Annotated in this window: 13 protein-coding genes; 6 read left to right on the top strand and 7 right to left on the bottom strand. The window is 61.7% G+C overall.

All coding sequences use genetic code 11. The features are described from left to right. Window positions 1-49: 49 nt before the first annotated feature. Together ACE03M_RS10510 and ACE03M_RS10515 are read right to left on the bottom strand one after the other, a co-directional pair. Window positions 50-3058: a UPF0182 family membrane protein gene (locus ACE03M_RS10510; protein ID WP_143921404.1), complete on the bottom strand. Its 3009-nt coding sequence runs from the start codon at window positions 3056-3058 to the stop codon at window positions 50-52. Beyond that, on the bottom strand, window positions 3058-4197 hold the full coding sequence (locus tag ACE03M_RS10515) for a YlbL family protein (protein ID WP_143921403.1): 1140 nt from the start codon (window positions 4195-4197) through the stop codon (window positions 3058-3060). The genes ACE03M_RS10510 and ACE03M_RS10515 overlap by 1 nt, the downstream gene beginning before the upstream one ends. A gap of 172 nt (window positions 4198-4369) precedes the next feature. Here ACE03M_RS10515 and ACE03M_RS10520 point away from each other — a divergent pair, with 172 nt between their 5' ends. Together ACE03M_RS10520 and ACE03M_RS10525 are read left to right on the top strand one after the other, a co-directional pair. After that, window positions 4370-5821: a zinc-dependent metalloprotease gene (locus ACE03M_RS10520; protein WP_485933911.1), complete on the top strand. Its 1452-nt coding sequence runs from the start codon at window positions 4370-4372 to the stop codon at window positions 5819-5821. After that, window positions 5822-6391, top strand: a complete 570-nt coding sequence (locus tag ACE03M_RS10525; protein WP_143921401.1) for an NUDIX hydrolase — start codon at window positions 5822-5824, stop codon at window positions 6389-6391. On the opposite strand, the gene ACE03M_RS10530 is transcribed toward ACE03M_RS10525, so the two are convergent. Further along, window positions 6369-6926 carry a M48 metallopeptidase family protein gene (locus ACE03M_RS10530; RefSeq protein ID WP_485933912.1) on the bottom strand — a complete coding sequence of 186 codons (558 nt, stop codon included), beginning with the start codon at window positions 6924-6926 and terminating at the stop codon, window positions 6369-6371. The two genes, ACE03M_RS10525 and ACE03M_RS10530, sit on opposite strands and share 23 nt — an antisense overlap. 516 nt (window positions 6927-7442) lie before the next feature. On the opposite strand from ACE03M_RS10530, the gene ACE03M_RS10535 reads away from it, so the two are divergent. Further along, complete coding sequence (locus ACE03M_RS10535; RefSeq protein WP_485933913.1) at window positions 7443-8345, top strand: hypothetical protein; 903 nt, start codon at window positions 7443-7445, stop codon at window positions 8343-8345. Here the strand turns inward: ACE03M_RS10535 and ACE03M_RS10540 are convergent. Next, window positions 8322-10361 carry an ATP-dependent DNA helicase UvrD2 gene (locus tag ACE03M_RS10540; RefSeq protein WP_485933914.1) on the bottom strand — a complete coding sequence of 680 codons (2040 nt, stop codon included), beginning with the start codon at window positions 10359-10361 and terminating at the stop codon, window positions 8322-8324. The genes ACE03M_RS10535 and ACE03M_RS10540 overlap by 24 nt on opposite strands. Then, entirely contained in the window at window positions 10358-11335 is a 978-nt protein-coding gene (gene nudC, locus ACE03M_RS10545; protein ID WP_485933915.1) for an NAD(+) diphosphatase, read from the bottom strand. Before nudC ends, ACE03M_RS10540 begins: the two co-directional genes overlap by 4 nt. Window positions 11336-11440: 105 nt before the next feature. On the opposite strand from nudC, the gene ACE03M_RS10550 reads away from it, so the two are divergent. Beyond that, the gene (locus ACE03M_RS10550) at window positions 11441-12586 is read left to right on the top strand and encodes a protein kinase family protein (RefSeq protein ID WP_485933916.1); all 1146 of its coding nucleotides are present in this window, start codon (window positions 11441-11443) and stop codon (window positions 12584-12586) included. A gap of 61 nt (window positions 12587-12647) precedes the next feature. Here the strand turns inward: ACE03M_RS10550 and ACE03M_RS10555 are convergent, their stop codons facing one another. Next, the gene (locus ACE03M_RS10555; RefSeq protein ID WP_485933917.1) at window positions 12648-15833 is read right to left on the bottom strand and encodes an ATP-dependent helicase; all 3186 of its coding nucleotides are present in this window, start codon (window positions 15831-15833) and stop codon (window positions 12648-12650) included. After that, the gene (locus ACE03M_RS10560; RefSeq protein WP_485933918.1) at window positions 15833-19132 is read right to left on the bottom strand and encodes a PD-(D/E)XK nuclease family protein; all 3300 of its coding nucleotides are present in this window, start codon (window positions 19130-19132) and stop codon (window positions 15833-15835) included. The genes ACE03M_RS10555 and ACE03M_RS10560 overlap by 1 nt, the downstream gene beginning before the upstream one ends. 97 nt (window positions 19133-19229) lie before the next feature. Here ACE03M_RS10560 and ACE03M_RS10565 point away from each other — a divergent pair, with 97 nt between their 5' ends. Together ACE03M_RS10565 and ACE03M_RS10570 are read left to right on the top strand one after the other, a co-directional pair. Further along, complete coding sequence (locus tag ACE03M_RS10565; RefSeq protein WP_252199625.1) at window positions 19230-19823, top strand: TetR/AcrR family transcriptional regulator; 594 nt, start codon at window positions 19230-19232, stop codon at window positions 19821-19823. Between the two features lie 91 nt (window positions 19824-19914). Next, on the top strand, window positions 19915-20136 hold the full coding sequence (locus tag ACE03M_RS10570; protein ID WP_143921394.1) for a DUF3107 domain-containing protein: 222 nt from the start codon (window positions 19915-19917) through the stop codon (window positions 20134-20136). The last annotated feature ends 87 nt before the right edge of the window (window positions 20137-20223 follow it).

The raw sequence follows: 20223 nt of genomic DNA on the forward strand, positions 1-20223 counted from the left end.
GATCGGATCCCAGGGGCCCTGACTCATTCAGCGTCGACCGTGGCGGGCCTCAGCTGTCTCCGCCCTCATCGGCAGGGGCACTGGCCGGAGCCGAGGCTCCGTCCTTTGTACCGTCCTCGGCCAGGGACGGATCGGCTGCCACCGCATCCTCAATCGCATTCTTGAGACGATCCTGAGCCTTTCCGTACTTCTCGAAATCGCCCTCCTTGAGGGCTGCGTCGGAGTCCTCCATCGCCTTCTTGGCTTCTTCCAGCGCCTCGTTGAGGTTCTGGTCAGCAGGCTTGGCACCGGAGTCGCCACCGCTGCTCGATCCACCCGATTCGCCGGATCCGCTGTCCTCGGTACCGGCGTCTCCTGCCTGTGCACCGGAGTCGCCACCGAAGACCTGGTCGAGAGCCTCATCCAGGGTCGGAGCGAATCCGATGTCCTCGCCGAAGGCCACCAGCACGTGCTGGAGCAGCGGGTAGGACGTGTCACCGGCGGAGCGGACGTAGACAGGCTGGACGTAGAGCAGACCGCCACCGACGGGCAGCGTCAGCAGGTTGCCGTTCTGAACTTCAGACTCACCCTGACGCAGCAGGTTCAGGCTGCGCTGCACATCCGGGGCAGTGTTGAAGTTGTTCTGCGCCTGACCTGGACCGGGCACCGTCGTGTTACGTGGAAGCTGCAGAAGCCTGAGCTTGCCGTAGCCGTCTGCCACCTCTCCCTTGGAATTGCCGGCATCAGCATCCGCAGACAGGAAGCCGGTCAAGTTGTTCCGTGCCGTTCCTTCTGAGGAGCGCGCAGGAATGTAGGAGCTCGTCAGCGAGAACGACGGAGTCTTCTGACCCGGCATCTGCAGAGTCATGTAGAACGGAGGCTGCGTCAGACCACTGCTGGTCTTCTTCGTCGGATCCGTCGGCAGCGTCCAGAAGTCCTGACCGGTGTAGAACTCGCTGGCCGAGGTCACATGGTACTTCGTCAGCAGGTCACGCTGAACCTTGAACAGGTCCTCCGGATACCGCACGTGGCTCATCAGGTCACCCGACATTTCAGACGACGGTTTGATGAGGTCCGGGAAGATCTTCATCCACGTTTTGAGGACGGGATCTTCCTTGTCCCACTGGAACATGTCGACCGTGCCGTCATAGGCATCGACCGTGATCTTGACCGAGTTGCGGATGTAGTTGACCTCTTCATCCGGAAGCGTGGACACAGCGTTGGGCGCAGTTGCCGTCACCGAATCCTCGGTCGCTTCCTGCAGCGGCTGAGGCGTCGAATACGGGTAGTCCTTTGCCGTGGTGTAGCCGTCGAGGATCCACTTGATCTTGCCGTCGACGACAGCGGGGTACGGATCCCCGTCGATCTTGAGGAACGGGGCAAGCTTCTGCACGCGCTCACGTGGGTGGCGCTCGTACAGGATCTGCGACTCATCGTTGACTGCATCGGAGAGCAGAATCTGCTCGTCCTGATACTTCAGCGCGTAGGCCAGACGGTTGAAGAGGTTGCCCAAAGTCGGACCGCCGTCGCCGGTGAACGTGTTGTTCACCTGGCCCGAACCGCTTTCCTCATCGGAGGGGTAATCAAGCTCCCGTGGTGTCGCGCCCTTCTCGCCGCCGACGATCGAGTAGTCCGGTGAGCTCTCACCGAAATACACGCGCGGCTCATATTCGGGGAACTCCCCCTTAGGTGGAATGTCGGACTCCATGAACAACGGCTCACCATCAGGGCTGCGCTGATTGCCGTTGGCGGCAACGACACCAAACCCGTGGGTGTAGACGATCGCACGGTTGTACCAGCTCTGGTTATTCACCGAGTCCGGGGCCAACTCACGGACTGCGATCACAGTGTCGCGCATATCGCCGTCGATCTCGTAGCGATCGACGTCGAGCTGCTCTGGGAAGGAGTAGTAGGGCCTGACTTGCTGCAACTGGCGGAACGTGTCCGAGACCAGGTTCGGGTCGAGAAGACGGATCGACGCAGCTGTCTCAGCATCTGCACGCAGAGCGCCCTTCTCACCGCTGGTGCTCGGCTCATACGGAGTCACGTCGATGTCGTCGAAGTCGAAGCCATCACGAGTCGCATCGATGTTGTGCTGAATGTACTCGGATTCCAAGCTCTGCTGAGAAGGGCTGACCTGGAACTGCTGGACCATCGCGGGATAGGCGATGATCGAGATGCCGCCGAGGACGATGAGCGTCGCGGTCGCAATCAATGAGATCCGCCAGTTGCCCTTCCACGCCGTATAGACGAACAGGAACGCCACCAGCACCGCTGCTATCGCTACGATGGCCATGGCCGGCAGCGCCGCCCTGTCATCGGTGTAGGTCACACCGGGAACGATGCCGCCGGTTGCCGTCAGTCGTTCGTACCTGGCCAGCCACAGACGGCCCGCCTGAACGAGGACCAGAACGCCGACGGTGATTCCCAGCTGCCACTGGGCCGTCTTCGTCAGGATGACACCCTTCTGCTCGCCTGGACGGATGCCGCCGAAGAGATAATGCCCGACGAGTGCGGCGATGAGCGACAGCAGAACGGCCATCCCCACTTGATCTCCGATCAGCCGCAGACCGGGCAGAACGAAGACGAAGAACGACTTGTCCATGCCGAACTGGGCGTCCTGCGAACCGAAGGAGGTCGAGTTCATCCACTGAAGAACGGTGTTCCAGTGCGAAGAGGCGGTGATTCCGCTGAGCACGCCGACGACCGCTGGGATGGCGAGTGTCGCGACTCTGCGCAGCGGTTCGATGGCTTCACGGTACCGATCGAGGTTCTCCTGGCGCGGAGTAGTCGGCGCGTACACCGGGCGATTGCGGAAGGCCAGGTGCAGGCTCAGCCACACTGGGACCGCCATGACCACGAATCCGGCCACGAATGTCAGTCCGCGGGTGACCCACATGGTGCGGAACACCTGAGAGGCATCAATCTGTTTGAACCACAGGACTTCGGTGTACACCTGCGTGAATGAGATGAAAGCAACGAGCAGGATCGCCACTGACACGAGAGTGAGCAATAGGGGCGAACGTCTGGGCCGGTTCGTCGGCATTCGTGCGGAGGTGGGTGAGGACGGAGAGCTCACTACTGCCCTTTCTCGTTGTTGTCGGCGCCGCCAGCTGAACACTTCTTGAGATCCGAAGTGTCTCCGGCTGCGTACTGCTCCACGGCATTCTGCGCATCATCGAGCGTGTCGATGCGCGCCACCGTGATCTTGGACTGATCGGCAGCCTCGATGACCTCTGCACAGTTGTCTGCGGGCGAGAGGAAGAGCTTCGCCCCCTTTGCAGTCGAGGCCGCTACCTTCTGTCGAGCCCCACCGATGGGGCCCACATTTCCTGCAGGATCGATCTCGCCGGTTCCTGCCACATGCTTTCCTCCGGTCATAGCACCGGGTGTGAGTTCGTCGACGATCGCCAAAGCGAACATGGTGCCCGCGGAGGGGCCGCCGATGCCTTCGACGTTGAAGGCCACATCGACGGGGAACTCAAAGTCCTGTTTCATGCTGATACCGATGGCTTTGCGCCCGTCGATCGTCTCTGGTTTCAGCGCGACGTCGACTTTCTTCCCACCGCGTTCGACAACAAGGTCGACGGAGTCGGAGGACTGAACCGTCTCACTCATCACCTGTGCAGCTGCCGGATCGGGATCCAATTTCTTCCCGTTTACGGAAATGATCCGATCGCCCTTGCGCAGTTCCGCCTCGGCGGGCGAATCGGGAACCACATCACCGACGAGAAGGTGGACCTTATACGGTTTGTCGAGCTGTCCCATTGCTGCGGCAACGGCCACATCCTGACTGGATGACATCTCCACCGCATTGGAAGCGGCCACATCTTCCCGCGTCGTATCGAGAGGGTAGTAGGCCTCGGTGGGGATGACCGTCTCCTTGCCGTGGAGCAGAGCGCCCAGCGCCTGCGAAGCATAGGTATCCCGGCCCGGACCGCCGCTCACAGCCACTGTCAGCATATCGATGCGGCCGCTGGTCGGGTAGGTAGTGGCACCGGAGACGTCGATCATGGGTTTGTCCTGATAGTCGCCGAGGGTGTTGAACACCGGCCCAGGCAACTGCAGCATGTATGGCACCGGCAGCAAAACCGCAAGAGCGATGAGGATGTATGTCATGACCCCTGAAGTCGTGGTCAGACGTGGAGCGCGTCGTCGAGTGTCGCCACGCGTCGGTGCTGCGGGCACCGGCACGGCCCGAGGGGCATTAGCTGTCATGTGATCCTTTCGCTGCACCGCCCAACCAGTCTAGTTGAAACCTGACCGTGAGTTTCACAGACTCCTTTCGCCCGGTGCGAACATCATCCGAAACCTCCCGGAATTGGGAAGCTTCCCACATGCGGAACCGTTAACGTATAAGACAAACCGATCCTTGGGGGCTTTGAGAAAAATGAGCGATGACAACAACAACGAGCAGAATCCGTTCGAGCAGATCTTCGGAATGCTGTTCGGAGCGAACGGTCCCGGCTCCGGTCAGGGCGATGACAAGGACGGAAATCCCGGTCCGCAGGGCTTCCAGATCGACCCGGCGATGATGTCGACCATCATGAATCAGATGCAGGGTCTCTTCGGACAGGGCGCCGATCCCCAGGCGCAGGCGACGTCGATCGCGCAGAAGGCCGTTCCGAGCCCTGACCCTGCGGTGGGTCAGGAATCTGTCAAAGCGACCACAGATGCCTTCCGACTTGCCGAACTGTGGCTCGCCGAGGCAACCGAATTCTCCGTGGCCAATCGATCAGCACGTACGCTGACCCGCGCGGAGTGGGTCAGCGAGACCATGCCCGGGTGGCAGAAATTCGTTCTCCCGATCAAAGAGAACATGTCGACTGCCCTGACAGAGACCCTTGAGACTCAGGTGCCGGCAGAGATGAAGGGCATCCTCGCCGGCGCCTCGTCGATGTTCGGCTCGATGAGCGATTCGATGTTCGCCATGCAGATCGGTCAGGCAGTGGGTGCGTTGTCGGAGAGCGTTCTCACCGGTACCGAGGTGGGACTGCCCCTGCTGCCTCATGACAGCGCAGTGCTCGTTGAGACCAACGTGGAGAAGTTCGCCTCCGAGATCGACGTCGACGCCTCGGAAGTCAGAATCTACCTGGCCGCCCAGGAGCTCGCGCATCTCGCGCTGTTCGAACGAGCTCCCTGGCTCAGCGCACAGGTCGAAACGGCGCTGACCCGCTATGCGCAGGGCTTGAAGGTCGACACTTCACAGATTGAGGACATGGCCTCGCAGGTCGATCCGTCCAACATCTCCGACCTCAGCGACAATATTCGTCAGGGCCTGTTCAATCCTCCGACCACCGAGGATCAGAAGAAGGCACTGACGAATCTGGAGAACCTCCTCGCAGTCATCGCAGGCTGGGTCGACGTGGTCGTCTATTCCGCCTGTGGGCATCTTCCCGGACGCGATCAGATCCGTGAAGCCCTGCGTCGCCGCCGAGCCACGGCAGGCCCTGCCGAGAAGACTTTCTCAACCTTGGTCGGCTTGGAGTTCAATCCACGTCGCCTGCGTGACGCTGCGGCTCTGTTCGGATATCTCGAGACACAGGGAGGCACCGAGGCCCGAGACAAGGTGTTCTCCCACCCCGACCTGCTGCCGACAACACAGGACCTCGACGACCCGTTGGGCTACTCCGAACGTCGGCACGCCGAATGGACCAGCGAATCCACCCTTGACGAAGCACTGAGCCGAATTCTGGACGAAGGCATTGGAGGAACCGAGTCCGGCAAAGAATCGGAGCCGCAGAACGATGCCGGCTCGGATACCGACGCGTCGGATGCCGATTCAGATTCCGACGGTGGATCAGACGACGGCGATGAGACCGGCGGTCGCAGCGAGAACTGAATGATTCATCTCGACACAGCTCGCTCCGAGGTCCGCGCCACATCAACGCCGACTGATTTCGCGGGCAACTTCGAACGCCTGTTCTCAGCCGTCGGTGACGCAGCACTGCGACGTGGGGCCGGCGCTGAGCATGTCACTGCCAGCTGCCTCGTCTTCGACCCCGACTCCGAGGCCGTGCTTCTCAACCACCACCGCAAGGCTGGACTCTGGGGTCAGTTCGGTGGGCACCTCGAAGCCGAGGACGACAGTCTGCGCTCCGCGGCACACAGAGAGGCCATGGAGGAGAGTGGGCTGAGCCGGCTGACCTGGTTCTCGCCCGCCCCGATCGATCTCCATGTGCATGATCTCTCGGCTTCGTTCGGCGCTTGCGAACGTCATTTCGACGTTGTATTCGCCGCAGTCGCTTCCGTGCACCAGGTCCCTGTCGTCTCCGACGAGTCCCTTGCGGTGAAGTGGTTCCCGCTCAGCGCGCTGCCATCCTCACTCATGCCCGATCTCGTCGTTCGACTGCCGAAGCTGTACCGGGCAGGGGTGGCATCCCAGCAGGTCAGCGTCCGCCACCCCGGCTGAACTGCTCCCCCGCACTGAAGCCCTCAAGATAGAGCTTCGCGTCCGCCTGCCTGGGGTGTCTGTCCGCCAGCTCGTGGAATGCCCTGGAATGCGGGCCAATCTGCAGATGGGCAAGTTCATGGACGATGACTGTCTCCAACACCCAACGAGGCACTGTCTGCAGACGGTGGGAAACCCTGATGTCGCCTGACAACGTCGTCGTCGATGCCCATCGACTGATGTTCTGATTCGTCACCCACCTGATCGACTGCGGTCGCAGACGACCGTCGAAATAGCGCTGGCTCATCTCATCCGCCAGATCGATGAGGTCGGCCGCCGATGAATGGTCTCTGGCGGCAAGCCGATTGAAGAGATCGGTCAACGACCGAATGTTGTGCTCCACGCTGTATCTCACAGGCGTGCTGAGAACGTACGTATCCACTTCCTTCGAGACCGAGATGGTCTTCTTCCGGCGTGCCGAACGGCGCACTTCGATCTCTCCGCGGGCAATTGCCCGCAGCACGTCCTCTTCGGTCCATCGCTGTTGAGCTGCCACAGACCCATCATAGGAAATTCAACGTCCATTATTTTTTTCGTCTCTAGTTGTGAGTTTCCTGAGTATCGATATTCTGCACCTCCTGCCGGGCTGTCCACAGGCCGAATTGCCCGCTGTGGGCTCCAGGTGCGGAAGTGACCTACGCTTTCACTCTCCGCGGAGCAATTTCCCCAATTATTCAAGGCACCTTTTCTCCACAGCTCATGGCGAGATATCCACAGGTTATCCACACACTGTTGACTCGCCTGTGCATGAACCGACATTGACGGGGCGGCAAATGCAGAATAGGTTCTATGATTGACCCCGGAAAACCCGGAGATGCGTGCGGAAGGGGAAGCTGCACGAGTTTCCGCGAGCGCCTGGGGCACAAAGCGGTTGAGGGCACGTCGGAATGCATTTTCCGGCCTGCCCTCAACTGTTTTCCACAGGGTTTTCCACAGTTCCATCTCGGCCATGGCGGATGTCGTCCACCTTCACTACTGTGGAAGTTCGAGGCGTTCGAGGCGAGGTGGAGACATGTTCCGAATTTTTCCCAGTGTGCCGATCACATGGCGTTCACCATCGTGTGTGCAGTTCGGCGTCGATGATCCTGTCCTCATCGACGGTCTCCTGCCCGTAGATGTCGCTCTCGTCGAGGAGCTGCGGATGGGTGTCGGTTCAGCCCAGTACTACTCTCGAGCTCAGGATCTCGGTGCCGACCTGGGCCGGGCGAGCTCGCTGATCACATTGCTCGATGAAGCCGGCGTCATGGTTCCCGACGATGCCGATGCCGTGATGATGACGAAGAGTTCGCCGCTGTTGGCGACTGCGCAGATCTTCGCCCTCTCACCTGATCGCGTATCGAGGGTCCTCGGAGATTCGCCGATTCTGGTGGTGGGGCCGTTGAGAGCCGTCACAGAACAGTATCTCTCAGCCTCCGGTTTCGCCATCGCTGAACAGCATCGCGTCGAAGACCTCGATCTGCTGTCCTCACCGCTGGTGATCACAACTTCGTACCTCGTCCCAGACATTCACACTGCCACTTGGCTCACGGATCGTGAGGTCCCGCATTGCCAGGTTGTGATCGGGGAATACTCTCTCGAGATCAGCGGTCTCATCCGGCCCGGGACGACGCCGTGCGCCGCGTGTGAGTGCCTGCGGAGGAAAGACGCCGATGATTCCTGGCTGGATCAGTACCCCCACGTTCGAGCCCTCCCAGACCGCGAGAGTCTCAGCGATCCCTTGTCGCGTGGGCTGGGCGCGCTCAACGCCGTCCAGATCCTCAGACGATCTCTGCTGCGCCCAGACACACAGCCGGTGCGCAGAAGCGTCTCACTGGCCACAGGTATCGGCACAGACGAGGCTCTGACGTTCCATCCTCGCTGCCAGTGCCGCGTTTCCGTCCCCCACTTCGACCTAGTCGACGAGCAGGCTCAGTAACCCTGACCCATAGAGTTCGAGTTTGGTGGCGCCGACTCCAGGGATCTTCGCCAACGATGTCATGTCCTGCGGTCTGATCTCTGCGATCGCGGAGATCGATGCGTCGGTGAGGACGAGATAGGGAGGCAGCCCCTGTTCCAAGCCGACACGGGCCCGCCATCGGCGCAGTCGGTCGAGGAGTTCGAGGTCGATGTCGGCAGGACAGTTCGCACACCTGGACAGGGCTCGGTCGACCTGGGATACGAGCACCTTGCCACACGATCTGCAGCGATTCATCGCCACCGAGGCTGCAGTCCGACGGCCCTGACCCACGGTTTGATCGACTCGCCCGAGTTCGCTGAGGAATCGGGACGGCTTACGTGGTCGCTGCTTGGAGTCATGGCGTGACTGTGACCAGCTCAAGCTGAGGTCACGGCCGGCACGCGTCAGCGCCACATAGAACAGGCGCCGCTCCTCAGCGACCGTTCGCGGCGTCTGGGCGTAACTGATGGGCAACAGGCCCTCACTGAGCCCGACGAGGTGCACACTGTCCCATTCAAGCCCTTTGGCCGCGTGAAATGAGGCCAGGGTGACACCCTCGATGTCAGGGGCGAATTGGTGTTCGGCTCGATCGCTGAGATCTGCGAGAAACGTTTCCAGTGGCACCGGCAGCTCAGATCCTGACTGATGGGTCTCCGCGAGATCGACCAAGGCCTTCAGAGATTCCCATTTCTGTCTGCTTGCCCCTGCCGCAGGTGGTTTGCTCGAGTATCCCAGGGACACCAGCACCTCGGCGACGACTTCCGGTAGGGGCCTGCCGCTCGAGGTGGCGCGGGCCGCTTTCAGCATGAGGACGGCCTCTTTGACCTCCTTGCGCGCGAAGTACCTCTCCCCGCCTCGCAGAACGTAGGGGATTCCGGCCGCCGCCAGAGCCTGCTCATAAGCGGGACTCTGTCCATTCGTGCGGAACAGGACCGCGATGTTTCGCGGTCGGCGCCCGGCATTGATCTCGGCCGAGATGGCCTTGACGACCCCTGCGGCCTCAGCATCATCGGTCGGATATTCGGTCATTGCCGGCTGCTGTCCCTCGGGATTGTCTGTGCGCAGGGTCAGCGCCGAGCGGGATGTGTGCCGAAGCAGGTTGTTCGCCGTCGACACAATCGCCTTCGTCGACCGATAGTTGCGGACCAACTGGATCGTCGTCGACGTCGGCAGTGAGGCGCTGAGAGTCCGCAGCAGTGAAGAATCTGCTCCGGCGAACGAATAGATCGTCTGGGCCGGGTCACCGACTACGCAGAGGTTGTCCCGTGGCCCCAGCCAACGCGAGAGGACATCATATTGGAGGGGTGAGACGTCTTGGAACTCGTCGACGACGAAGTGTCGGTACTGATCACGAATGTCTGCTGCGATGGCCGGGTATTCTGCGAGCATTCCGTCCAGAACGAGCAGAACATCTTCGAAGTCCATCAACCGGCCGCGTGTCTTCGCTTCGCTGTATGCCTCGAAGATGCGCACCATGTCTTCGACACCCAATTGTCCGGGAAGATCGCGTGCGGCGGCTTGGGTGGCATAGTCATCGACACCGAGGAGGGACGCGGCAGCGAACTCGAGTTCAGAGGCCACATCTCGATTCAGTTCCCGGTTGGTCTCGATCCCCAGGCTCTGCAGCACTGAACCGAGGATCCCCGCCTTATTGTCAATGATTCGGGGGAAGTCGCCGGTCGCAAATCGATCCCAGAAGAAGCGCAGCTGGCGAAGAGCTGCTGAGTGAAAGGTTCGGGCCTGGACTGCGGGAACCCCGAGGTCGCGCAGACGAGACCGCATCTCTCCTGCTGCCTTGGCGGTGAAGGTCAGAGCCAGAACGTGGTTGGGAGGGAACACATCGGTGGCGATGCCGTAGGCGATGCGATGGGTCATGGCACGGGTCTTGCCCGTCCCGGCTCCGGCCAGGACGATCACTGGTGTGGAGAACTGGGTGGCGACCTCTTTCTGCTCCTCGTCGAGAGCGTCGAGGAGCGCTGTAGCCTGAGCGTTCAAATGTTGTCCAACCAGCTGTAGAGGAGCTGCCCTGCGATCGAGACGAGTCCAGGCGCCCTGACCGTGCCGCGTTCGATGGCTGCGCGCAGCTCCTCACGTGTGAACCAGGTCAAGGTGGCGATCTCAGCCTCGTCGGCAGCGAATTCGAGGCTCGGAGCTTCAGCTGAGAAGCCGAGCATGAGGGAGCACGGGAACGGCCAAGGTTGGGATCCGAGGTACTTCGGGTCCACAACTTCGACGTGGGCCTCCTCGAACACCTCACGGATGACTGCGTGTTCCAAGGTCTCACCGGGTTCGACGAATCCGGCCAGCAGAGAGTAGCGGTCGACTTCCCACGCCGCATTGTTTCCCAGCAGCACTCTTTCGACACCGGCCCCGTCCGTGTTGATGATGAGGACGATCACGGCCGGGTCGGTGCGAGGGAAGTGTTCGCTGCCGTTGTCTGGGTCTGTTCTGACCCAGCCGCCCAGGGTGGGACGTGTCGGCTGCCCCGTCCGGGGCGAGAACTGGTGGGCTCTGTGCCAATTGCCCAGGCCCACGATCTCGCATGCCAGGGACACTTGCACGTCATCGAGGGTCTCGGCAAGCTGACGCAGCGGCATCCACACAGGCTCAGCGCTGTCGATGCCCTCCCCCGGAGCGGTCAGCAGATCAGTGGCGTCGCGGGCACGAGAAGTCGCCAGCCAGGTATCCAGTTGGCTGCGACCGGAATCATCAAGGGAGACCCCGATGTACCGGTTTCCTTCATCGTCGCGGCCGAGGTAGATCTCTGTCTGCTCCTCCGGAACCATTACGGGATCAGTGATGAACAGGCCCCCGGCCGCCACGAGGAGTGACCCACGATGTTCGAACACGGGTTTTGCTCCGCTGGCCCACAGCTCCTGCAGGTCACCGTCCTGACCACGAGAGAGATGGTCTCGATCGATCCCATGGCGGGCCAGACTGATCGGCTTCACGAGTGGCAGTGGCTTCATGCCCTCCACGATAACTCAGGGCCATGACGCAGGAAGTGTGGGTGCTGACACGCTCAACAGCCGAATCTCCGGTCTCCGGCCGCGCCAGACGGTAGATTGGGGAGGGTGAATACCAAGGCGCTCAAGTTGGCAGCTGTCGCGGCAACGATGCTCGAAGACTTCACCCCGACGCAGTGGGTCCCCCTGCCGTCACTGGGGCTGGGAGTCAGAGTGCTGCTTGACGATGGTCAGCAGCAGTTGGTTGCGACGGCACAGACGAGTCTCGATCGATCCGCAGACACGGGTTCGGCCGCTGAAGCTGCTCGAATCTACGACACGATGTACCCGCATGCCGGATTCACCTGGCCCCATCTGCGCGCCATCATCGAGGTTGAGGCCGACTACTTCGATACTTCTGCACCCATTACGGTGACCCTCATCGAACCCTTGCCCGGTGCTCCGGTAGGCGATCAGGCCATTGCTGACATCGCGCGGGCGAGCTCATTGGCACAGGCCCTGGCCACCCTGCATTCGGCGGCTCCGGAATCGATCTCCGAGGCAGGGTTCCCCGTCGAAGACCCGTCTCGTTTCCAGTTTCAGATCTTGGAGCGACTTGATCAGGCCGCAGCCACGGGCCGGGTGCCGGCGGATCTGCTCCAGCATTGGGAAGAGGAGTTCGAGAGGGTCTCCCTGTGGCGCTTCCTCGCCACACCAATCCACGGAGCGATCGACGAGACGAGCGTCTACACCGATCAGGAGCGGGTGCTCGCGTTGTCGGGAATCGAACGTCTGCGGGTCTCCGATCCTGCCATCGATCTGGCCGCAGCCTCTGCGCTCATCGACCCTGCCGCTGTCCCGACCTTCTTCAGTGAGTACAGAAACTCACGTCCCCGCGCCGACGAACATGTGATCACCCGTGCCGAACTCTTGGCCGAGTTCGCCGTCCTCGACTGGCTCCTCGAAGCAGTGGATTCCGGCGATGAGGAGGCAGTACAGGACGCAGGTGAACTGCTGTCCTCGTTCAATGACGTCCTCTTCGCGAAGGACGCTGCAGCCCCCAACGCCGCTTCCCCCGGTCCGGCGGCCGAAAGCTCCGACCACGGCTCAGCTCCAGAAGCGAATGTGCTGCCGGAAGAGAGCGAGTCGGAGCCGGAGAGCAAGCCGCAGCCCGATGCGGGGCTGGAGACCGAGAACGTCATCGACGAGGAGCCTGAACCGGACGACGTTCAAACAGATGACGCTGAACCAGACGACGGAGTTCACCGCCCCTGATCCGGACCTGATCCTGAGCTGAGGACCGGATCCGTTCGCCGCCTCAGACTGTTTCACCGCCTCATGTGCTGTCGTTGTCCTCCAGCCATGCAATGATCTCGGCTTCCTCCGGAAGCTGAGTGAACTTCACAATGTCGTCGCTGCCGACGAAGTAGAAGGTTCCCGTCACCTCGGTGATTTCGGGATGGACCCGTTGGATGGCGAAACGGTAGAGAGCCAGCTGCCATTTCATCACCTCAAGCGTCTTCTCATCCGGCTGTTTCGAGGTCTTCCAGTCGACGACTTCAGCATGATCGCCGGTGATGAAGACCGCATCGATCTTCCCGGGGACCCTGAATCGGCCGAGGACCAGTTCGAATGACATTTCGATGTGGTCGGCATGCCTGCTCGCGAACTCGGAGTCGATGAACGTCTGCTGCAGACGCTCAATCGTGGTTTTGTCGATGGCCTGCACCTGCTGTTCGTCGTCGATGTCGATGCTCGCCTGCCCGAAATGCTGCTCGACCCAGGAGTGGAAGGTGGTCCCGATCTCTGCGGCTCGGCTCGGCGGATTCGGGATCGGACGCAGGGTCTGGGTGATGAACTGCTGTGAGTCTCTGCGCCACGAGACTAGAGCAGTTGCTGACAGTCGATCCGGGACGCTTCCGGTGCTTGCTGTGCCTGGGCGGCTGCTGATCCGCAGCGCCTGTCGCGCATATTCGCCCACGAGTCCCGGGCGCTGGGCCAGTTCGTCAAGACCGGTTGGTGCAGCGGAGGTGACCCATTCGGCCGCGCGTCGGGCCGTGGACACACGTTCTGTTCGCGGCACGGGCCAGATGCTTGTCTCGATACGGTCTTCCGCGGATTCTTCGGCAGGTTCCGGCATCTCGACGTCGCGCTGCAGCACTTCAATCGCTTCGGTCAGGAACGGGGACGGCTCGTCGGGGTTGGCTCTGGCACCCATCAGCTCTGCACCCAACCACAGATGGTGCTTGGCCCGGGTGAATGCGACGTAGGCGAGGCGGCGTTCTTCTTCCTCGTGTGCGTCCGCGATGGCTGGTTTGATGAATTCGTTGACCCATTCGTCGAGTGCCTTCTTCGTATCGAAGTCGGCGGTGCGAAGATCATAGTCAACCAGATGGGCGCGGTCTCCTCGCAGCGGATACGGCAGAGCGGTTCTGTCCATCCACCCCTCTTTGTCACGCGGTTCCGTCGGGAAGTCCTTGACCACCAGTGACGGCACAGCGACTGCATCGAATTCGAGGCCCTTCGAGGCGTGCACTGTCATGATGTCGATCGCGTCGGAGGCAGAATTCGGTTCGGCCACGCTCAGCGAATCCTTCGCCTCCATCAACGTCAGCCACTCCAGGAAACCCGGCACTGATGGCTGGTCATCGGTGGCCGAATACTGGCTTGCTGCTGACAGGAAGGAATCGATCGCTGAGCGATGAAGATTGCGCAGCGAATCACTCAGCCCCCAGATGTCGGAATCGACTCCGGTCTCCGTCATCGCGGTGCGGATGATCGAGGCGATGGTGCCGGAACCGGAACGGACATGACGCAATGCTCGTGCCAGCTTCACCAGCCGTTCCAGTGCCATCGAGCTCAGACCCGAAGTGCGGAAGCTATTCACCATGGAGCGTGCGCCCGCGATATTCGCCGAACCTGCAAGTGCCTCGGAGAGATCAACGAGTTCGTCAAGGCCTTCGACGATCGTGGGCTGATCGATGGCCTCCGGCACGATTCCCGTGCTGTCAGGGTCCTCTCCCAGGAACTCGGTCAGTCGCAGATCGTTCTGCTTCCGGGTGAATGACTGCAAAGCGGCGATGTCTGTGGCGCCGAGGCCCAGCAGACGTCCGCTGATCAGCCTCATCAGACTGTCGCCGGCCATCGGGTCGACGGCGGCAGTGAGGACTGCCCGCAGATCGGCGACGAAAGGATCGCTCAAGAGACCTGAAGAGCCATGCACGTGCACGGCGTGGCCCGCAGCCTCCAGCGCCGCGGCAACGGGCGCAAAATGGGCACGTTTGCGGCACAGGACCGCTGTCGACGATCCGGCGGGCAGTGTGGCCGCCCATTCTGTCAGCGACCGGAGTCCGACGGTGAGGAAGTCGGGATCATGCGCTCCCGAGCTGATGTCGATGGCCACGTCACCGTCTCCTGCACCTGCGCGAGCAGTCAGCGGTTTTTCCCGGCTCCCGGCTAGTCCGTCCGCTGTCCGGTTGGCGACCTTCAGGATCGTGTGGTCATTGCGCCAGCTGGTGCTCAGTGTCAACGGCGCTACGTTTGAGAAATCCGCTGAGAAGCGGATCATGTTGTCAGCGCTGGCACCGCGCCAACCGTAGATGGCCTGCCTGGGATCTCCCACCGCTGTCACTGCGGTGGATTGGAACAGATCGCGCAGCAGTCTCAGTTGGGCGACCGAGGTGTCTTGGAACTCATCGAGGAGAACGATTGACCATCGCCGCTGTTCGGCACTGCGAGCGGCCGGCACTTCGTCGAGGATGCGTTGCGCGAACCGAACCTGGTCCGAGAAGTCCATGGCCAAGTTACGACGTTTGGCGCTCATGTATTCGCCGGCCAATTTCGCTGTCTTGATCTTTGCCTCGAGCTTTGCCCTGCGACCGTTGGGGTCAACGGGTTTGCCCTTGTTTGAGACCAGTGCCTGCAGACACTGGTCGAGATAGTCAGTGACTTCCTCGACGTCGCGACCGTGGTCATTCATCGCCGCTGCCAACGAGATGATGTCGGCGATCATCGTCTCCCGTGCGAAGTTGCCGGGGATCTCCTCTGTTGAGGTTGAGTCGATGATCGAGCCGGCGATCGTGTGAGCACCGGCGTCATCAAGGAGCACAGTCTCGGGTTCGATGCCGATGCTGACTCCGTGCTCGCTGACGATCGAGGCCGCATAGGAGTTGTAGGTCGAGACCGTGGGGTTGTCGAGACCAGGAAGGCTCAAGTCGGAACCCAGCCCGAGGCTGTGGCGCAGGCGGGCCAAGAGCACCCTGATCCTGCCACCCAGTTCGCCCACGGCCTTCCGGGTGAAGGTGAGTCCCAAGATCTCCTCGGGCGCGACGAAGCCATTGGCTACGAGCCACACCACCCGTTGCGAGATCACTGTCGTCTTGCCAGAGCCGGCACCGGCAGTGACCTTCATCGACTGCTGAGGGTCGGCTTCGATGATGATTCGCTGCTCTTCGCTCGGGGGGAACGCCTGGGCAGGGTCGGCGGCGGTCAGGCGGGCAAGTTGTTCTGCGGTGAAGCGCATCAGGACTCTTCCAACGTCTGGGGCCCGATTGCCGGGCAGGAGGTGCGCACAGGACAGCTCAGGCATTTCTGAGGCTCGACCCTGGCTGGGAACTGCGCAGCCCGCATACGATCGGAGACACCGTTGATGAGGTCGCGGGCCCAGCCCGGATCCTCGTCGATCTCGAGCGCGGACTGCTCTCTCGTCGTCTGCTTGGAATTGCGCAGGAACACGAGTTCGGCACCGTACGCCTTGGCGTCGATGACCTGGTCTTCTCCGATGGTGATGGTCCCGGAGTTGATCGCCTCCTGGTAAACGCCGAGTTGGGCGTGACGGGGCATCTCCTGCCCCTTGACCACGTTCTTGCCGGTTTTGAAGTCGACGATCCGGATGCCGTCTGGAGTCTGCTCGACCCGATCAAGGCGACCGGTGACCTTCCATTCCTGGCCTTTGTCATCAACGCCGGTGGCGTACACCAGGGCTTCGACGCCGATGGGATCACCGGGCGCGGTCTTGATGTATTCGCCGAGGCGGTCAGCCATCTTCATCGCCAAGGTGTGTTCGCGATCTCGCTCCCACTCCGCGTCGAACTCGAGCGTCGTGAACTCCTTGTCCACGTAGTCGCGGATCGCTGAGGGTGGGCCCTGCGGGAAGTTCTCCGCTGCAGCGTGGATGATCGTCCCCAAGCTCTGCGCCAGGGAACCTGGCCTGTCACCTCCATTGCGGGTGAGGAACCACCGCAGCGAGCAGTCGGTGAAGGACTCGACCTGGGACGGTGAGACTCTCACCGTGTCTTCGGAAGTGAAGAGAGGCCCGGATGAGGTGATGTCTTCGGTCTCGCGCCACTGGTCGGGTGGTTCGACCGCAGTGCTCGCGGCAGTCAGTGCCGCCAGCAGCTGTGCCCAGGCATCCACATCTTCCCCGGACTCTTCCTGTGCCGGGTCAGCTGCGGCTCTCAGCAGCCGTGCCCGAGTGTGTGCAGCCATCTCTGCCAGAGACAGGGGCAGGAGTTCGTCCTCGTGAGTGATCGCGTAGCTGTCCGCATCTTCGGTGCCCTTCGCTGTGCGCGCCGCGATCACGTCGAAGAATGGCGAGGGATTGCTCTCAGCATCGGAGATTGCGGTGACGATGACATGCTCTTCGGCCCGAGTCAGCGCCGTGTAGAAGAGTTCGCCCTCTTCACGCAGATTCTTCCGTTTGGCGTGGGCGTGGTAGCCCGGGTCACCTGTCGCGGTCTCACCAGTTCTCAGCACAGAGCTGAGATCATCGAGCCCGAGGATGCCGCCGCGGAGCTTCGGGTTGGGCCAGACTCCCTCGTTCACCTCCGGGATGATGACGAGCGGGACTCGCAGATGTGCCAGGGACGACGGGGTGCCCACCTGCACATGATCGTCTGTGCCAGCCCGCGCAGCCAGGGAATCCTGCGCGATGTCCTGCTCTGCCACGATCCCGGCGAACGAACGTGCTGTGAATCCGCCACGATCGGAGATCTTCTGCGCCAAGGTGAACAGGCGCAGCACTGAGTCGAGGTGCGAATTCGCCACGGATTCTGGGTCGCGAAGGGCCTCCGACTGCCATTTCTCTGCGACGCCTGAGGCCTCCCAGATCATCCAGAGGGCTTGGTGCGGGTCGACCGATCGCACCTCAGCTGCAGCGTGCAGCATCCGGGAGATCGTGGCCAGTCCTGTCGGGGATGCGTCGTCGACATCGTTACGCAGCGCCTGTGCCAGCGAGGTCGAACTGTTCGCTGCGGGAAACTTCTTCCTCACCACACGCTTGAATCGTCTGATCTGCACCGGGTCGAGGCGGACATAGACGCTTCCGGCCAGGGCCAGAGCCTGTGCAGCGATCGAATCGTCGTCGGCGAAGTCCGGGGTGCGCGAGAGCAGCTCGAGCAGCGGTGCTGTGGCGGGGTCGACGCTGAGAGGCTGCATGAGGTTCGCGGTGGCCACACCGGAGGCACTCAGTTCGTTCGCGACGACTCGAGCCGTCGACGTGTTGCGACACAGCACAGCCACATCCGACCATGAATGCCCGTCTTCGACGAAGCTCGTCACTCGACGTGCCAGGTACCGGTAGCTCGAAGCCGCGCCCGCGAACACATGGGTCTCCACCGTATCCGGCAGGTCACGCGAAGACGCGAGGACAGAGTCATCAACCGCATGGACAACTGCTTCGTCAGCGCTGAGGGCCGGGGCTGCGGCCTCGTCAGAAGAGTCAACGGCGACCGAGGCGTCATCTGAGGTGCCAGGCCCGCCGCTGGGGCGTGGCATATGGTGCAGGCCCCACCGAGTGGTGATCCGCCGGCCGAAGTCATCGCTGACGTTGACGATGTCGGGTCCTGTGCCCTTCACCTCGGGCAGGATAACGGTGGTGAATCCGTCGTCTGCAGCACTGCGATCGATGATCGAGGCATCGGCTCCGTGGAAACGTCCGGTCACGGTCTCCGGACTGCCGAAGAGCGCCACAGCACTTCCGCGCTCACGCAGCTGCTCAAGCAGACCCCAGCTCGCAGCGGGAAAATCCTGAACTCCGTCGGCAAGGACCACGGTGGGCACCACATCGGGGGCGAAGGTCCAGGTTCGGCCCGCGGTCACCTCGGCTGGTTCGCGCAGAACCTCGAATGCTGCTCGAGCCAAGACAGTCGCAGAGTCTGTGCCTCCGTAGCCGGGCATGCTCATGATGTCGAGGTATTCGTCGAGAACCTGGGCCACCGCTTCCCATCTCGGATCGTGATGCCGCTCAAGCGCACGATCGAGCACGCTGCGCCCGAAGTCGAACACGAACTCGGGTGTCTGCGCGGGACCACCCCCGGCGGTCGGGGCAGGAACCCGCACACCGAAATCGAACTCCATGACCCTGTTGAGGAAATCTCGGACCTCGGTCCGAAACGCGGAGGTCGATCGCACCTCCGCGGTGATCTCAGCAGGCCAGGCCGGTCCACGGCCGTGGCCGAGTTCGTGGCCGGCGAGGAGATCGGCGAGGAACACGTCCTGATCAGCGCCCGAGATGAACTCGAGGTCATCGCCGGTCTGAGTCGTGTGAGCAGCGCGCGCAATTCCGTAGGCGAACGACGAGATGCTTCGAGCCGGGGCGGAGGCCAGCACCGCGTCTCTGGGTACGGCGAGACGGTTGCGCAGCACATCAGCATGATCGCGATTGGGCGTGAGAACCAGCACCGAGGCGGGACTGACCTCGACCATCAGCTGTGCATACACGGATTCGAGCTTCGACGTCTTGCCCGTCCCGGGGCGTCCGACGACTGTCACCGACTCCCCCGCGAGCAGTTTCGCGCTGATCCCCTCAGTCACTTCATCCATACTCGTATTCCATCATGAGTCACGGACATGAGAACGATGTGGCCGAGCCCGAGCGCGTTGACCGATCCCGGACCTGGTTTTCGCGTAGCATGAAGGAATGTCAAGCCCGCAACAGAGATTGCCCCGTGAACAGCGCCGTGACCAGTTGGTGGGGGTGGCACGTTCGGTCTTTGCGACACGCGGATACCGGACCACCTCGATGGACACGATCGCAGAGGCGGCCGGTGTCTCAAAGCCTGTCCTCTACCAGCACTTCGCATCGAAGCAAGACCTCTATCTAGCACTCATAGACGATTCTGCCGCGCACCTCGACACGACACTCGACGCTGCGATCGGATCAACCGATGATCCTCATGAGAAGGTCCGTGCCACCTATCGCTCCTACTTCGAGTTCGTTGTCTCCCATCGTGAGGAGTTCATCATCCTCTTCAACTCCGATGTCTACGAACCGGAGGCACAGGAGCGGATCCGCGGCCTGCGAGAACGCACCGCCTCACGTGTCATGACTGCGCTGAAGAGCTACACCGATCTCGATGACATCCAGGCCCGTATGCTGTGCCGGACTCTCATCGGCACTGCCGAGGTCGTCGTCAAGCAGCTCGAGACGACGCCGGAGATCGACGTCGACACCGCCGTCAGCCTGCTCACCCAGATGAGCTGGGGCGGCCTCCAGTCCTTCAGGACGAAGTGATTGCGAACTCTGATCTGGAGAGGGAAGAAAACACGACCTCGCTGACGTTATGCTGAGGACGACTTACACCACGACCCGCACAAGGAGCACAATGGAAATCAAGATCGGCGTCAAGCAGTCACCGCGCGAAATCGTCATGGAATCAGACGAGGCACCGAAGGATCTGGCCGCGCGCATCGAAGAATCCGTCAAGGCCGATTCACTGCTGTCCTTCACAGACATGAAGGGGCGCCAGGTATTCGTCCCGGCTTCCGCTCTGGCCTACGTCGAGATCGGCACGGAATCTGCCCGTCGCGTCGGCTTCGGCGCCTGAACGACTGCCTGCGCAACACAACGTGCGCGGATGAACGCCGCATCTCGGTGAATTCCCCGTGAATAGGCTGAGGGCCCGGTCAGACAC

The organism is Brevibacterium sp. AGC70, from assembly GCF_057334195.1.

Bases quoted from the DNA above. Each gene is read 5' to 3' on its own strand.
- ACE03M_RS10520 (WP_485933911.1), top strand. From the start codon at position 4,370: ATGAGCGATGACAACAACAACGAGCAGAATCCGTTCGAGCAGATCTTC.
- ACE03M_RS10535 (WP_485933913.1), top strand. From the start codon at position 7,443: ATGTTCCGAATTTTTCCCAGTGTGCCGATCACATGGCGTTCACCATCG.
- nudC (WP_485933915.1), bottom strand. From the start codon at position 11,335: ATGAAGCCACTGCCACTCGTGAAGCCGATCAGTCTGGCCCGCCATGGG.
- ACE03M_RS10515 (WP_143921403.1), bottom strand. From the start codon at position 4,197: ATGACAGCTAATGCCCCTCGGGCCGTGCCGGTGCCCGCAGCACCGACG.
- ACE03M_RS10555 (WP_485933917.1), bottom strand. From the start codon at position 15,833: ATGCGCTTCACCGCAGAACAACTTGCCCGCCTGACCGCCGCCGACCCT.
- ACE03M_RS10570 (WP_143921394.1), top strand. From the start codon at position 19,915: ATGGAAATCAAGATCGGCGTCAAGCAGTCACCGCGCGAAATCGTCATG.
- ACE03M_RS10525 (WP_143921401.1), top strand. From the start codon at position 5,822: ATGATTCATCTCGACACAGCTCGCTCCGAGGTCCGCGCCACATCAACG.
- ACE03M_RS10565 (WP_252199625.1), top strand. From the start codon at position 19,230: ATGTCAAGCCCGCAACAGAGATTGCCCCGTGAACAGCGCCGTGACCAG.
- ACE03M_RS10560 (WP_485933918.1), bottom strand. From the start codon at position 19,132: ATGGATGAAGTGACTGAGGGGATCAGCGCGAAACTGCTCGCGGGGGAG.